This window comes from Pirellulales bacterium (assembly GCA_035546535.1).
In the GTDB taxonomy this organism is placed as follows: Bacteria; Planctomycetota; Planctomycetia; order Pirellulales; family JACPPG01; genus JACPPG01.
Genome location: DASZWQ010000061.1, coordinates 1 through 14,956, shown reverse-complemented (window position 1 = coordinate 14,956; position 14,956 = coordinate 1). Strand labels below are relative to the sequence as shown.

Annotated in this window: 10 protein-coding genes; 6 read left to right on the top strand and 4 right to left on the bottom strand. The window is 63.1% G+C overall.

All coding sequences use genetic code 11. The features are described 5' to 3' along the window. The first annotated feature begins 26 nt into the window (after window positions 1-26). Together VHD36_08065 and VHD36_08060 are read left to right on the top strand one after the other, a co-directional pair. On the top strand, window positions 27-3,332 hold the full coding sequence (locus tag VHD36_08065; GenBank protein ID HVU87261.1) for an efflux RND transporter permease subunit: 3,306 nt from the start codon (window positions 27-29) through the stop codon (window positions 3,330-3,332). Between the two features lie 114 nt (window positions 3,333-3,446). Continuing rightward, on the top strand, window positions 3,447-4,415 hold the full coding sequence (locus VHD36_08060) for an SMP-30/gluconolactonase/LRE family protein (protein HVU87260.1): 969 nt from the start codon (window positions 3,447-3,449) through the stop codon (window positions 4,413-4,415). Between the two features lie 58 nt (window positions 4,416-4,473). Here the strand turns inward: VHD36_08060 and VHD36_08055 are convergent, their stop codons facing one another. The 4 genes from VHD36_08055 to VHD36_08040 form a co-directional block, all read right to left on the bottom strand. Continuing rightward, window positions 4,474-5,352 carry a PHB depolymerase family esterase gene (locus tag VHD36_08055; GenBank protein ID HVU87259.1) on the bottom strand — a complete coding sequence of 293 codons (879 nt, stop codon included), beginning with the start codon at window positions 5,350-5,352 and terminating at the stop codon, window positions 4,474-4,476. Between the two features lie 48 nt (window positions 5,353-5,400). Then, window positions 5,401-6,171, bottom strand: a complete 771-nt coding sequence (locus tag VHD36_08050; protein ID HVU87258.1) for a class I SAM-dependent methyltransferase — start codon at window positions 6,169-6,171, stop codon at window positions 5,401-5,403. Window positions 6,172-6,469: 298 nt separating this feature from the next. Continuing rightward, window positions 6,470-6,688: a hypothetical protein gene (locus tag VHD36_08045; GenBank protein HVU87257.1), complete on the bottom strand. Its 219-nt coding sequence runs from the start codon at window positions 6,686-6,688 to the stop codon at window positions 6,470-6,472. Window positions 6,689-6,744: 56 nt separating this feature from the next. Next, window positions 6,745-8,382, bottom strand: a complete 1,638-nt coding sequence (locus VHD36_08040) for a Ppx/GppA phosphatase family protein (protein ID HVU87256.1) — start codon at window positions 8,380-8,382, stop codon at window positions 6,745-6,747. Between the two features lie 146 nt (window positions 8,383-8,528). Here VHD36_08040 and VHD36_08035 point away from each other — a divergent pair, with 146 nt between their 5' ends. The 4 genes from VHD36_08035 to VHD36_08020 all read left to right on the top strand — a co-directional run bounded on the left by VHD36_08035 (window position 8,529) and on the right by VHD36_08020 (window position 14,935). Next, window positions 8,529-11,408: a tetratricopeptide repeat protein gene (locus VHD36_08035; protein HVU87255.1), complete on the top strand. Its 2,880-nt coding sequence runs from the start codon at window positions 8,529-8,531 to the stop codon at window positions 11,406-11,408. A gap of 98 nt (window positions 11,409-11,506) precedes the next feature. Then, window positions 11,507-11,770: a MazG nucleotide pyrophosphohydrolase domain-containing protein gene (locus tag VHD36_08030; protein ID HVU87254.1), complete on the top strand. Its 264-nt coding sequence runs from the start codon at window positions 11,507-11,509 to the stop codon at window positions 11,768-11,770. Then, window positions 11,767-13,962 carry a hypothetical protein gene (locus tag VHD36_08025; GenBank protein ID HVU87253.1) on the top strand — a complete coding sequence of 732 codons (2,196 nt, stop codon included), beginning with the start codon at window positions 11,767-11,769 and terminating at the stop codon, window positions 13,960-13,962. The genes VHD36_08030 and VHD36_08025 overlap by 4 nt, the downstream gene beginning before the upstream one ends. Window positions 13,963-14,008: 46 nt before the next feature. Further along, window positions 14,009-14,935 carry an ABC transporter ATP-binding protein gene (locus VHD36_08020; protein ID HVU87252.1) on the top strand — a complete coding sequence of 309 codons (927 nt, stop codon included), beginning with the start codon at window positions 14,009-14,011 and terminating at the stop codon, window positions 14,933-14,935. Window positions 14,936-14,956: the final 21 nt, after the last annotated feature.

The following is a 14,956-nucleotide window of genomic DNA, read 5'->3' as shown; positions in this document are numbered from 1 at the left end:
CAATTCTCGCGGACCCAGGTGCCGGCATGCTGAACCGCATCATCGCGATTTCGTTGAAGAACCGCTCGCTGGTGCTGGCCGCCACGGCGCTGCTCTTGATCTATGGCGGGTACGTCGCGGCGCAATTGCCGATCGACGTGTTCCCTGATTTGAATCGGCCCACGGTGGCCATCCTCACCGAAGCGCCGGGCTTGGCGCCGGAAGAGGTCGAGACGCTGGTCACCTTTCCCATCGAATCGGTATTAAACGGCGCGACCGACGTCTTGCGGGTGCGATCGGCCTCGGGCATCGGCATCAGCATCGTGTGGGTCGAGTTCGAATGGGGGACCGATATCTACGTCGATCGGCAGATCGTCAACGAAAAATTGCAGCTCGCCCGGCCGCGCTTGCCACGCGCCGTGAATCCGCTCATGGCGCCCATCAGCTCGATCATGGGCGAGATCCTGCTTGTCGGCCTGCGCAGCGACGGGCCGACCGACACCATGGAGCTGCGCACGCTGGCCGATTGGACGCTGCGGCCGCGTTTGCTCGCCCAGAACGGCGTCTCGCAAGTCGTGGTGATGGGGGGCACGCTCAAGCAGTTTCAGGTGCTGACCTCGCCCGAGCGGTTGGCCCAATACAACGTGACACTCGACGAGCTGACGCGGGCCGTGGAGAAATCGAACGCCGTCACCGGTGGCGGGTTTCTGGTGCGCGGCGACGAGGAGTCGCTGATCCGCATCGTCGGCCGTGCGATCACGCTCGAGGATCTGGAAAACACGGTCGTTCGCGAAGGCGAGCCGGTCGCCGTGACGGTGCGGCAAGTGGCGGACGTCCGTTTCGGCGGGCCCATCGCGCGCGGCGACGGCAGCGTGAACAGCCAGCCGGCCGTGATTCTCACCATCCAGAAGCAGCCGGGCGCCGACACGCTGACGCTGGATCGCAAGATCCTGGCCACGCTCGACGACATTCAGGCCACGTTGCCGCCGGACGTGAAGATCGAGAGCGACATCTTTCGGCAAGCAAACTTCATCAACGTAGCCATCAAGAACGTCGAAGAAGCCATCCGCGATGGGGCGGTATGGGTCGTGGTGGTGCTCTTCTTGTTCCTGTGGAATTTTCGCACCAGCGTGATCACGCTCACCGCCATACCGCTATCGATCATTGTCACGGCATTGGTGTTCCATTTCTTCGGCCTGTCGATCAACACGATGACGCTGGGCGGCCTGGCCGTGGCCATCGGCGAGTTGGTCGACGATTCGATCGTCGACGTCGAAAACATTTATCGCCGGCTGAAAGAAAACCGCGCCAAGCCGGTTCCGGATAATCCGATCAAAGTCATCTTCCTGGCCTCGGCCGAGGTGCGCAACAGCATCGTTTACGCGACGTTGATCGTCGTGCTGGTCGTGCTGCCGCTGTTCTCACTCGGCGGATTGGAAGGGCGCATGTTCGCGCCGCTGGGGCTCTCGTACTTGTTGACGCTCTTGGCCTCGCTGGGCGTATCGCTCACCGTGACGCCGGTCCTGGCATCGTACGTGCTTCCTAGGGCAAAGTTCCTGGAGCACGCCCACGACCCGTTGCTGTTGCGCTGGCTGAAACGCATTGACGAGCGCTTGTTGCACATCACATTGCGACACGCGTGGATTGTGTTGGCCGTGACCGCCGTGCTGGCCACGATTTCGGTCGTGGCCGTGGCGTTCATGGGGGGCGAGTTCATGCCTCCCTTTAACGAAGGCACGTTGACGATCGGGTCGACGGCGCCCCCGGCCACGAGCCTCGACGAATCGAACCGCATCGGACGCTTGACCGAGGACATGCTGCGTCAGGTGCCCGAGGTGACACACACCTCGCGTCGCACCGGCCGCGCCGAGCTGGACGAACACGCCGAGAACGTGAACTACTCCGAGATCGACGTCGGGCTGGTCGAGCATGAGCAACCGAAGCCGGGCATCTTCTATGCTTTCATGCGTGCCATTCCCGGCATTGCCGGCTGGGGTATTAACGAACAAGGCCGCCCGCGCGAGGAGGTGCTGGCCGACATCCGTACGCGCCTCTCGCAGGTGCCGGGCGTGGTCTACAACATCGGTCAGCCTATCTCGCACCGGCTCGATCACATCATGTCGGGCATCCGCGCACAGATCGCCGTGAAGCTCTACGGCTCGGACTTGCAGGTGCTGCGCGCGAAGGCGCGCGAGATTTACGGCATCATGCAGAATGTGCCCGGCATCGTCGATCTGCAGATCGAACCGCAAGTCGAAATCCCGCAAGTCCGCGTCACGGTGTTGCGCGAGAACGCCGTGCGCTACGGCCTGTCGCCCGCCGACGTGGCCGACGCGCTGGAAACTGCGCTGCAAGGACGCAAGGTCTCGCAAGTACTGGAAGGGCAACGCACGTTCGACCTGGTGGTGTGGTTCGACGCCAAGGCGCGCAACGACATCGAGGTGGTGCGCTCCACGCTGCTCACGACCCCCTCGGGCGCGCGTGTGGCGCTCGGTACGGTGGCCGAAGTCGTGCAAACCGCCGGGCCGAACACCATCAATCGCGAAAACGTCGTGCGGCGCATCGTGGTCATGGCCAATGTTGCGGGCCGCGACCTGGTCGGCGTCGTTCACGATATCGAAGAAGGGGTATCCGCCAAGGTGCTGCCCACGTTGTCGGCCGGCTACTTCGTCGAGTACGGCGGCCAGTTCGAGGCGCAGCAGGAAGCGAACCTGCGGCTGCTGATCCTGGGAAGTGTGGCCGTAACGGGTGTCTTTCTCTTGTTGCTCAAGTGCCTGGGCTCTTGGCGCGCGGCCTTGCAGGTGATGGTGAACATTCCGCTGGCTGCGATCGGCGCCGTGCTCGCCCTACTGCTCACGCAATGGCCCACGGCCGAGGCCCTGCGCGAGGCCCCGTTCTGGCAGTGGCCGCACGTGTGGATTCAGGCCACGAGCCTGTCGGTGGCGCACTGGGTAGGCTTCATCACCCTGATCGGCATCGTGAATCGCAACGGCATCATGATGATCTCGCACTACATCCACTTGATGCAGTACGAGGGGGAGCATTTCGACGAGAAGATGATTATCCGTGGCAGCCTCGAACGCCTGGCGCCGGTGCTGATGACGGCTCTCACCGCCACGATCGGTTTGATCCCGCTGGCGATGGGGGCCGGCGAGACCGGCAAAGAGATTTTGCACCCGCTGGCTGTCGTCGTGATGGGCGGCTTGATCAGCTCGACCTTGATGGATCAAATCGTCACGCCAGCTCTGTTCTACAAGTTCGGTCGAAAAGTTTACGAACATCGCTTCGAAGAGCACCACGGTGAAAAGGCGCACGCGGCCGTCGAGCGCCTGGCCGATGAGCTGGACGACTGAGCGGAAATTCCCGGCGAGGACCGCTGGTCGCGACGCGACCGCGTTTCGGCTATCCTGGCGGGCACGTCATTTCTGCATCGTTCGCTCGGCGGCTCTTACGGGGAGATCCATCTCATGCGTGACAACTCTGTTGCCCGACGTTTTCGACGTGCCATTCTCCCAGCCTGCGCGATACTGATTGCGGGCGTTTCTCTTGCAGCGCACGCGCGTGCTGCCGAAAACGGTGCCATTCCCGGCATCGGCCCCACCGGCCCAGCCAAGGAGATTGCCGGCACGTTCAAGTTCACCGAAGGACCGGCTACCGACAAGAACGGCGTCGTCTACTTCACCGACGTCCCGGCCGCGAAGGTGTACAAGATCGAGCCGGATAATACGGCCGTGGTCGTGCGCGAAGAATCCCATGGCGCGAATGGCCTGATGTTCAACGCCGCCGGCGACCTCGTCGGCTGCCAGAAAAACGGGATTGTCGTCTGGAGCCTGACCAAGAAGGAAGAACACGTGCTGGCCAGCGAGTTCGACGGCAAGCCGCTCAATCGACCCAACGATCTGGTGATCGATAACACGGGCGGCGTTTACTTCACCGATCCGATCTTCGCGCTCGATGGCAAATCGAATCAGCCGGTCTCCGGCGTGTTCTACGTCACCGCCGATGGCAAACTCACGCGGCTGATCGACAACATCGTCGGCCCAAACGGCATCATTCTGTCGCCCGACGAAAAGACGCTGTATGTCATCACGTTTCTGCGCGAGCAGCAATGGGCCTATCCCGTGCTTGGACCCCGCAAGCTCGGCCCGGGCAAGGTGTTTTGCACCGTCGAACAACCCGCTGGAAAGAAAGGGGGCGGCGGCGATGGTTGTGCCGTCGATAGCCGCGGCAACTTGTACATCGCGGCGGCCACGGGCGTGCAAGTCTTCGACCCACAGGGCAAGCTGTTGGGCACGATCAAGGTGCCGAAGTCCCCGTCGAATTGCGAGTTCGGCGGCACGGATTTGAAGACTCTCTACGTCACCGCGCGCACGAGCGTCTACGCGTTTCCGATGGAAGTCACCGGCCATCGCTTTCCCGGCGGCCCGGCAAAGTAGCGCTTGGACGCTGCCTTACAGCCCTCGTTGGGGTGCCACTGGTGGCTTGCCGCCAGTGCTAGTCGGGCGGATGCCGCGTGAAAAACTCCCACATCAAGTCATTGGCCGAGATGCTCTGCGTCGAAGGGCCAAGCGCCGCCAGCCGCGGCACGCGCCCGGGCCAGGTGTGCCCACCCCCTTCGACGACGTAGAGCACGACCTCGGCGCCGCTCGGCCCTGCGGCATACTCTTGGCGAACAATCGGCAGGCCGTCAGCGCCGACGTTGGGTAAATCGGTCACCGTCGGCTCCGCGCGGCAGCCATTGATTTCGACCCACCGCCGAATCGTAATTTCGACAGAGCTGAACGCGTGCTGTGTCAGGCTGCGCACGCCGCGGCCGCCCGCGAATGGGACAAACTCGTCGGCGGTGCCGTGAAAGTGAATCACGGAGACGGGCCGGGACGGTTCCGCAATATCGAGCTCCATGGTGCCTGCCACCGGCGCGATCGCCGCGACGCGGTCCGACATTTCGGCGGCCAACCGATAAGCCATCATGGCGCCGTTCGACATGCCGGTCGCAAAGATACGCCGCTCATCGATTGCCCCTGTGTGGGCGAGCTCATCCAGCACGGCGCGAACAAACTCGACGTCGTCGACGTTGTTCCGCCGCGCGTGGCCGCAACAGTTGCCGGCGTTCCAGGAAAGCAATTTCGGTAATTCGCCGGTGCCATTCGGATAGGCGACAAGAAATCCGTGCTCGTCCGCAGTCTCGTTCAAACCGCAGAAGCGGACCATGTACGACGCGTCGGTCGCGCCACCATGAAAAGCCAGCACCACGGGGAGCCGCTGCGTGTCCTCGTACGACGGCGGCACGTGCAGCAGGTAGCTGCGCTCGCGCCCGCCGATCGCGATCGTGCGACGATGATCTCCCGGTGTTAGCGACAGGCTGGATGACATTGGCAAGAGCCGCCCTGGGAGAAGCCAGGCGTCGAAAAAACCGACCGATTACACGAGCTGACCGAAGTACAGCTCGGTATCGTACTCGAAGCGGACGCGGCCGGCCTCTTCGTGCGCTGCAAACAGTTTTGCGAGCGCCGCCAGCATCGGCGCATGGCGTGGATCGTCTTCGGCCGGCACGTACGACGATGACAACAATCGGCCCGTCAGCCCGGCCAGATCGAACACTTGCTCGTTGGGAATCGCCCGATAGCTCGGCGTGGCTCCGAAAAACCGCTTGAGTGTTTCGGGACTGACGTTGGCGTGATTCACTTCCTGGTAATCGGTGCCGAACTCGAGGAGCAGCTTTTCGTAGCCGCGCAAAAAGGGCGTGGTGTCGGTCAGACGCGTGTTCCACATCAGCACGACCCAGCCGCCCGGGCGCAGAACGCGCAGGAATTCATGCCGCGCGCGATCGACGTCGAACCAGTGAAAGGCCTGGCCGGCCACCACGTAGTCGATGCTATGATCGGCGAGCGTGGTCTGTTCCGCCGTACCGTTCACACTGTGAAAGCGTGGCTCGTCGCGCGAGAGCACTTCGGCCGCAGCACGCATGGCGTCATTCGGTTCGACGGCGTAAACCGTGTTGCCATGTTCGAGAAACAAACGCGTCGAGATGCCGGTCCCCGATCCGATATCGGCCACCACCGCCCGCGGAGAGAATCCGGTTTGTTCGGCGAGCACCCGCAACACCTCGGCGGGATAACCGGGCCGATATCGCACGTAGTTCTCGACGCGGGAGCTGAAGCGCCCGGTGGGATCGACGTCGCGTTTCGTCATCCTGCGCCTCTGGGTACTTCGAAGACGAAAATCCTTAAAGCTCGCTAAGCCGCTTATCGTAATCCGCGTGCGACCCGATCCAGAACCAAACCAAGTCGTCTCCGTCCAATATCGCTAGCGCGCGATAACTAATCCCGACGCGCGCGGAGTAAATCGGTGGATCGTCTAGAACCCGCTTGAATCGCAAACCGGGATGATGCGGATTGGCGACGAATAAAAGATAGGCTTCGCGCGCTTGTCGCTGCACCCGCGCAGGCAGTGCAGACAAGAGGCGGGGAAATTGATGAGTCGTGCGACTTCATAGTCGCTTGGGATCAAGCTCTTCAGTCTTGCCGGCGCGATTCTCAGCAATGGCTTCGGCCGCCATTTTTGCCAATTTGTCGCCGGACTGACTAATAGCGCGATCGAAATCATCGTCTGCCGCCAGCTCAGCGAGCAATCGTGCGGCGAGCAAGTCCTGCTCAGCCGGGGAAAGCTTCGCCGCTTCCAGGAAGGCCCGCTCAAGCATTTTGGTCATACGTGTTTCTCCACGTAATACATCATACTCAAGACGCGCTGCACGAGGGAATCGCTCTACGACGATTGAGTCAGGGGCATTTCGCTGCTGGTCAGGTGGCTACCGTTCGTCTCGCCCCCCCCGCGCCGCGCCGCCGGATCGTAGCCTTCCACGCGCAGCGGAATGTCGAAGACCCATTGGAAGAACTCGCACCGCCGCCGCGCGCCCCACAGGTCGACTTCCGGCAACTCGTCGGCGATGACGTGCATCGTGATGGCATCGGGCTGGAATTCGAGCTCGACGTCGCGCACCTGCTGGCTGTGACTGCGATCCAATCCGCCCGCGATCCGCAAGATCGCCGCCAGCCGCCGCACGCGCTCGCGGTCCGGGGCGCTCAGCCGTTCGTAGTTGTCGTGCTTCGCCTTGGGCTTGCCACCGCGATGGTAACGGGCGATGTTGGCGATCAGCTCCAGTTCCTGCGGTCGAAAGCCCGACAGCCGACTGTTGAGGATCAAGTGGTAGCTGTGTTTGTGATGCTTGTCGTAATCGATCAAGTAGCCGACGTCTTGCAGGCGGGCGGCCGCTTCGAGCAGTGGGCGATCCTCGGGCCGTAGTTGAAAACGCTCGGCCAGCTGCGCGAAAATCAAGCCGGCCAGCCGCGCCACTTGCCTCCCATGCGCCAGGTCCACGCCGCAGCCTGCCGCGAAGCGCTCGATGGCCAGGTCCTGATCGTGCGGGTCCTGGCTCGCGGTGCCCAGCGTCGAATCGATCATCGTCAGCACCAGACCGTCGCGAATGCCGCGATTGTGTACCTGCAAGCGGTTCACCTTGAAGCGCCGCATCAGCCGATCGATGATCGCCATGCCGGCCACGATGATGTCGGCCCGATCCGAGCTCAGCCCGTTGACGTTGCGCCGTGCCTTGGCGGGCATCTTGCGCAGCCGGTCGAGCAGGTGGCGCACCTCGGCGTGCGTAACCTCGTAACCGCGCAAGGGAAGTCCGGACTGCCCCTTGGTGGCCATCACCATCTCGGCCAATGTCGTGAACGTTCCGCCCGAGCCGATGAGCACGTGCGGCACGAAAAAACGCTTCTTGATTTCGCGACGCAGTTTGCGATCGATCGATTTGAGCAGGCGCTCGAAATCGTCGAGTTGCACCTCGCCGTCGCCGAGATACTCGTCCGTCAGGCGCACGGCGCCGAGTGGCGTGGTGTAAATGGCCTCGATCATATCGCCCGAGGCGAGGATGATCTCGGTGCTGCCGCCGCCGATATCGGCGATGGCCACGTTCTTGCCGGCCAGAGGAAAACTTCGGGCGACGCTATAGAACGCCAGCCGCCCTTCCTGCTCGCCGCTGATCACCTCGACATCGAGGCCGATCGCTTCCTTGGCGCGGCGGCAGAAATCCGCGCCATCTTTCGCTTCGCGCACCGCGCAGGTGGCGATCACGCGGATCTCGCGGGCCTGAAACCCGTCGGCGATCTGCTTCATGCGCCGCAGGGCATCCAGCGATGCTTCGACGGCCGCGGGATCCAAGCGCCTGGTCTTTGCCAGGTTGCGGCCCAGGCGGGTTGTCTCTTTTTCTTCGTCGAGAATGCGATAGGTGCCATCGCGCAGCGGCTCGACGATGAGCAGCCGAATACTATTGGTGCCGATATCGATCGCCGCCAGCCGGTAGGCCAGGTCAGGCGACAGAAATATTTGTTTGTCATCCATGGAGAAATGCCACAAGCCCGTAATCTTTTGGGCACAATCCGTCGCGCCCGCAACTAGCGATAGGATAGCACATCGGGGCTGCGGCGTGGATCAATCGTGCCCGTCCTTGCCTTGAAGGCCCGGCAGCGGCGCGATACCGTTGAAATGTGAACCTCTCGTACTGCGAAAGTCGGCGCCGGCTGCGGATCAGCCTGTTTATTGCGCTCGCGACGGTAGCCGTTCACGTGGTCGGTCCGGTCACCGCGGCGCGGGCCGAGAACGAAACGAAGACGGCGCGTGCGCTGTTACTGGCCGGCAAGTACGAAGAGGCAGCCGAAGCGTACGCGGCACTCGCCGACTCACAGCCGATCGAGGCCGCGATCGGCCTGGCACGTTGCCGCGCGGCGGTCGGCAAACGCGACGAAGTGGCCAAGTTGCTCGCCGACGCCACCGCGAAGCGTCCGCAATCCGCCGCGCTACAAGCCGAAGCCGCGCGGTGGGCCTTGGCACGTGGCGACCTCGCCGCCGCCGGCAAGGCCGCCGAGGCCGCGCTGGCTCTCGACCGCGATCAATTGCAGGCCCGCTGGGTTCAAGCCGAACGCTTGCGCATGACGGGCGATCTCGAGGCAGCCAACGCGGCCTACAAATGGTTCGTCGATTACTACAACACCCATGATGTGACCGACCCCGAATCGTTGGGTTGGATCGGCCTCGGCGCCGCGCAGTACGCGCGCTGGAACCGACTGTCCGGCCAGTTCAGCTTCCTGGTCAACGAGCTGTATCCCGACGCACTCAAGGCCGATCCGGCGTGGTGGCCCGCGCACTACGCCGCCGGGGTCCTGTACCTGGAGAAGTACAACCAGCCCGAGGCGGCGCGCGAACTCAAGGCTGCGCTGGCGCTTAATCCTCATGCGGCCGAGGTGCACGCGGCGCTCGCCCGACAGGCGGCGCAGAATTTCGACGTTGGTGCGGCGCGCGCCGCCCTCACTCGGGCGTTGGAACTCGATCCGACGGTCGAAGAAGCGTTGCTGGTTCGCGGCGATATCCTGCTGTCGAATTTTCAAGCCACGGAGGCCGTGCCGGTCTTCGAAGAGGCCGTGCGGTTGCATCCCGCCTCCGAGGCCGCGGCCGGCCGGCTGGCCGCTGCTTATGCAGTGGTCGACGGATTTGGTGACGCCGACCAGGAAGCGCGGCTGGCGCACTTGATCCATCGCGTCGAGGTCACGAACCCGCATTGCGGCGAATTCTATGCGTCGTTCGGCATGGGGCTCGACCAGAGTCGGCGCTATCCGGACGCGGCAAAATACCTGCGCGAAGCGATCACGAAGATGCCGCAACTGGTCGGCGCCTACGGCGACCTGGGTGTGGTGCTGATGAGGCTGGGCGAAGAAATCGAGGCCAAGCAGCAGCTCGACGCCGCCTTCGCCGCGGATCCTTTCAACGTGCGCGTCAATAACATGTTGAAAGTGCTGGAAGTGCTGGAGGGTTACGCCGTCCTCGAAACGGAACACTTCATCCTCAGATTCGATCGCGGCCGCGACGAGATCCTGGCGCGCTACGCGGCCCGCTACTTGGAGGACGAAGTCTATCCCGAGCTGTGCCGGACCTTCCAATTCGAGCCTACCGAGAAATCGCAGTTCGAAATCTTCAACCGGGCCCGCAACACGAACGGCCACGGGTGGTTCAGCGCCCGAATGATCGGCTTGCCTTTCGTACACACGGTGGGAGCATGCGCGGGAAAGATCGTGGCGCTCGCTTCGCCGAACGACATGCCCACGAAATACAACTGGGCTCGCGTGCTTAAGCACGAGTTTGTACACGTGTTGAACCTAGAGCAAACGCACTTCGCCATTCCGCATTGGTTTACCGAGGCGTTGGCCGTGCGCAATGAAGGTTTCGCGCGCCCACCGTCCTGGAATGAGCTTCTGAAAGAGCGCGTGCCGAAGAACGAGCTGTTTAACTTGGACACGATCAACCTGGGCTTCGTGCGGCCGCAGTCGGGGCTCGATTGGCAAATGGCCTACTGCCAGGCTGATCTTTATGCGCGGTACATGACCGAGAAGTATGGCGACGACGCGCTGGCCAAGATGTTGAAAGCGTACCGCGATAACCTCGATACGCCGGCGGCGCTGGCGCGCGAGCTCGGCGTGCAGCAAGCCGACTTCGAGAAGGGATACGTCGAATACGTGCGCGACGTGGTGGCCCGCCTGGGCGCGCACACGGTCGAGCCCGATGAACCGGCCGCGACGCTCGAACGGCTGCACCGCGCACAGCCGGATGATGCGCGGGTCGCGGCCCGGCTTGCCGCCAGTCGGCTCGCGCGGAAGGATTATGCCGAGGCGCGCAAGCTGGCCGAGGCGGTTTTGAAGAATACCAAGGCCAATGCGCAGGCCCGGCAGCAGGCGGCGTACGTGCTCGCCCGCGTTCGACTGGTGGTGGGCGAAACACAGACAGCCGTGGCGCTCTTGGAAGAACATCTGAATCGCGAGGAGCCCGACGACCATCTGCTGAATCTGCTGGCCGGCTTGCGGCTGAAGGCCGAACAGTATGCGGCCGCAGAAGAACTGTACCGCATCGGCGCCGCGCGCCATCCGGCGGCCGATTCCTGGCAGCGCTCGCTGGCCAGGCTATATCTTGCCCAGGCTGATGACGTTAAGCTGGCAGAAGTGTTGGAAAAGCTGGCCGCGCTCGACGCCGATGACGTGCCGATTCGCAAGAAGCGGGCGCAACTGGCCCTGGCCGCCGACGATTATGCGGCCGCCACGCGCTGGGGGCGCGAGGCGCTGCACATTGACGTCATGGACGTAGACGTGCATCGGCTGCTGGGCAAGGCGGCGGTCGGGAGTGGTGATTTTCGAACCGCGGCTGATGAATTTGAAGTGGCCGTACAGCTCGACGGAAAAGATGTCGCGTCGCAAATAGCCCTGGCCGAGGCGTGCCTGCGGGCCGACCGACGCGATCGGGCGCGGCAAGCCTTGCAACGGGTGCGCGAGCTCGCGCCGGGCAACCCACGCGCGGCGGCCTTGGAGAAGGATTTGTCCCAGTGATCGATTCCCAATCAAGTTCCCCGTCGACGTCTCAGCCGAGTTCTCAAGGTGGCAGCACCGCGATCGCGCTCTCCGCGTTTCAGCAATTGATTCGCGACATGTATCTGAAAAAGGACGTGGCCCGCGGCGTCGACGGCACTTTCATGTGGTTCATGGAAGAGGTCGGCGAGCTGGCCGCTGCCCTGCGCAGCGGCACGCACGAAGAGCGGCTGGGAGAATTCGCCGACGTACTCGCCTGGTTGGCCACGATGGCCAACGTCGTCGGCGTCGATCTCACCGAGGCCGTTGCCAAAAAGTACGGCGCCGGCTGTCCCGGTTGCGGGCAATTCGTCTGCGCTTGCGCCGATGCGGAGAAGCCATGAGCAAGTGGGCAGCAACGTGGGGCCGGCCAGTTGCATTCGCGCTTGCGCTTTGGTCCTTGGCGGCGGCTCCTGTCGCATGCGCCGCCGACGGGCCCGCGGTCGTGAAGCTGCGCGTCGGCTTCGACAGCCGCTACAAACTGGGCCATTGGACGCCCGTCGAAGTGACGTTCGACGGCGCTACGGAGGCAATCACCGGCCAGGTCCGTTTGATCCTGCCCGATGGCGACGGCGTGCCGTCGGTCGTCACCGCGTCGCGCCCTGTGCAATTGCTGCCGGGCCGGCCGACGGCGGTGCTTCTGTACGCGAAATTTGGGCGCGCCCTCGGCGATCTGCGCGTACAGTTTCAAGCCGACGACAAAAATCTGGTCGATGAGATTTTTGACAACCATCCACGCCCGGATGGCCTCGCATTGCCGGCGCCGCTGGGCGATCAAGAAAAGCTGATTGTCACGTTGGGCGCGTCGATCGGCGCCGAGGAAGCGGCGCGACTGCACCAGCAGAGCACGGGCGTCAAGGTCGCGATTGCAAACCTGGCGAGTAACGACAGCCTGCCCACGCAATGGTACGGCTACGATTGTGCGGATGCGATCGTAATTTCGACGGGCGAGCCTGACCGCGTGCGCTCCATGCTCGATAGCGACACGCGACGCCGAGCCCTCGACGAGTGGGTCGCCCTGGGCGGTCATCTGCTCATTTGCGCAGGCACCGAAGCGCCGGCCGTTCTGGCCGCCGACTTTCCGCTGGCTTCCTATGCGCCGGGTAAGCTTGTCGAGATGACAACGCTACGCCGCACCGTCGACCTGGAAAACTTTGTCGGCGGTTCGCGAAAGGTGCGCGCGGCTCAGGGAGGCCTTTCGCTGCCCGTGCCGCGCCTGGCCGACGTGCAGGGGCGTATCGAGGTGGCCGACGGCAATCTGCCGCTTGTCGTGCGTTCGCAGCGCCGCTTCGGGCAGGTGGTGTTCGTGGCCGTCGACCTTGACCGGCGTCCATTTCCCGATTGGGATGGGCGCGGCAACCTGGTGGCGCGGCTGCTCGGACTTTCGGAACCGGGTACGGGCCCTGGCGCTACGGCCAGCAATTCAGCGACGACGATGTCGGGCGGACGACGCACGCCCGACCTGCTCGATCAAATGTGCCAGGGGCTCAGTAAATTCACGGGCGTGACGCCGATTTCGTTCGCGCTGGTGGCCGCCATGATTCTCGGCTACATCGTGTTGATCGGCCCCGGCGATTATTTTCTGGTCAAACGCTTGCTCAAGCGTATGGAGTTGACGTGGGTCACCTTCCCGCTGTGGGTCGTCCTCGTCAGCGCCGGCGCGTATGCCTTGGCGACCTATACCAAGGGCCACGAATTGCGTCTCAATCAGGTGGATCTGGTGGATGTCGACGTTGCCAGCGGCTGGGCCCGCGGCACGAGCTGGTTGAATCTGTTTTCGCCGCAGTCGCAAACCTTCGACCTGGCGATTGAACCGCTTGCTCCCTCGGGCGCGCCGGTGGCCGATCCGCAGCGATTGCTGTCCTGGCTCGCGAGCGGAGACTCTCGATTCACCGGCGGATCGAGGGGGCTGTTCGCCGGCCAATACGAGTTCGCGCCGGAGCTTGATACTTTGCGGAACGTACCGGTTCAGGTCTGGTCGACGAAGGCCTTCGTCGGCCGCACCGCCTATCAAAATACCGAAGCCCCGGCGGCCAACATGGTACTCGCGCCTGACGGCGTGCCCGCGGGAACCATTCGCAACACGCTGGCGATTGATCTATCGCAGTGCATGCTTGTGTCGGGCACGTGGGTGTACCTGCTGGGTGATCTGAAGCAGGGCGCCACGGCGCGGCTGCAGCCGGGCGAGCAGCGCGATTTGAAACACGTGCTGCGCCATCCCGAGACCTGGAAAACGTCATCGCCACTGACACAGCATTCGGCCGAAGCGCAGAAGGCGATCCAGGCGCTCGAAGATATGCTGTTCTTCCAAGCCGCCGGCGAGGGGGCGAGCCATCACACCACCAACGCGCAGGAATCGTACATCGATTTTTCGGAATTACTCGATCAGAACCGGGCTATCCTGGTGGCCTACGCCGAGCGGCCTGCCGTGAAGTTGACAAACGCCGGCCATGCGCTCGGCGGCGCGGAGGACATGCACCAGACCGTGTATCGCTTCGTCTATCCGCTCACCAAGAGCAAGACTTTCACACCTTAGCAGCGTCCCGCATCACGCACCGCCGAGCGAGCAGAGCCTGTCAACTATGATCGAAACCAAGGACCTCACCAAGACATACGGTCAGAAGAACGCGATCAGCCATCTCGACATCAAGCTCGATCGCGGCGACGTGTTCGGCTTCATCGGCCCTAACGGCGCCGGCAAGACGACCACGATGCGCATTCTGGCCACGCTCCTGAATCCGACCTTCGGCGAAGCGTACGTGTGCGGCTACTCGATTTATACGCGACCGAAGGAAATTCGCCGCGTCATCGGCTACATGCCTGATTTCTTCGGCGTGTACGACGACATGAAGGTGATCGAGTATTTGGAGTTCTTCGCCGCCGCTTATCGCATCAAGGGGCACGCGCGACGCAAAATCTGCGACGAGGTGCTGGACCTGGTCGACCTGGGCTACAAGCGCGAGGCGCTCGTCACCAGCCTGTCGCGCGGCATGACACAGCGGCTCGGCCTGGCCCGCGTCCTTTTGCACGATCCGCAAGTGCTGCTGTTGGACGAGCCGGCCAGCGGCCTCGATCCGCGAGCCCGCATCGAAATCCGCGGCCTGCTCAAAGAGCTGCGCAATATGGGCAAGACCATCATGGTTTCGAGCCACATCCTGCCCGAGCTGGCCGATATCTGCAACAAGATCGGCATCATCGAACTAGGCGAGTTGCGGGTGAACGCGGACGTAGCCGAGGTGATTCGCATGGTGCGGCGCCAGCCGGTGTTGAAAGTGGGCGTCGCCGGCAACACCGATGGCGCCGCCAAACTCCTCTCGCAGCACAAGGGAGTGGAAAAGATCGACACCACGGGCGGCGTTCTCACCGTGACCCTCGCGCCCGATGTGCAGGACTACAGCGATCTGCCCAGCCTGTTGATCGGCGCCGGACACAAGCTGACGCTTTTCAAGGAAGAAGAGGTCAACCTGGAAACGGCCTTCATGGAATTGACCAAGGGCATCACGTCATAGAGCACCATGAAATTCGCGCAG

Bases quoted from the DNA above. Each gene is read 5' to 3' on its own strand.
- VHD36_08045 (HVU87257.1), bottom strand. From the start codon at position 6,688: ATGACCAAAATGCTTGAGCGGGCCTTCCTGGAAGCGGCGAAGCTTTCC.
- VHD36_08055 (HVU87259.1), bottom strand. From the start codon at position 5,352: ATGTCATCCAGCCTGTCGCTAACACCGGGAGATCATCGTCGCACGATC.
- VHD36_08030 (HVU87254.1), top strand. From the start codon at position 11,507: ATGTATCTGAAAAAGGACGTGGCCCGCGGCGTCGACGGCACTTTCATG.
- VHD36_08050 (HVU87258.1), bottom strand. From the start codon at position 6,171: ATGACGAAACGCGACGTCGATCCCACCGGGCGCTTCAGCTCCCGCGTC.
- VHD36_08065 (HVU87261.1), top strand. From the start codon at position 27: ATGCTGAACCGCATCATCGCGATTTCGTTGAAGAACCGCTCGCTGGTG.
- VHD36_08060 (HVU87260.1), top strand. From the start codon at position 3,447: ATGCGTGACAACTCTGTTGCCCGACGTTTTCGACGTGCCATTCTCCCA.
- VHD36_08040 (HVU87256.1), bottom strand. From the start codon at position 8,382: ATGGATGACAAACAAATATTTCTGTCGCCTGACCTGGCCTACCGGCTG.
- VHD36_08025 (HVU87253.1), top strand. From the start codon at position 11,767: ATGAGCAAGTGGGCAGCAACGTGGGGCCGGCCAGTTGCATTCGCGCTT.
- VHD36_08020 (HVU87252.1), top strand. From the start codon at position 14,009: ATGATCGAAACCAAGGACCTCACCAAGACATACGGTCAGAAGAACGCG.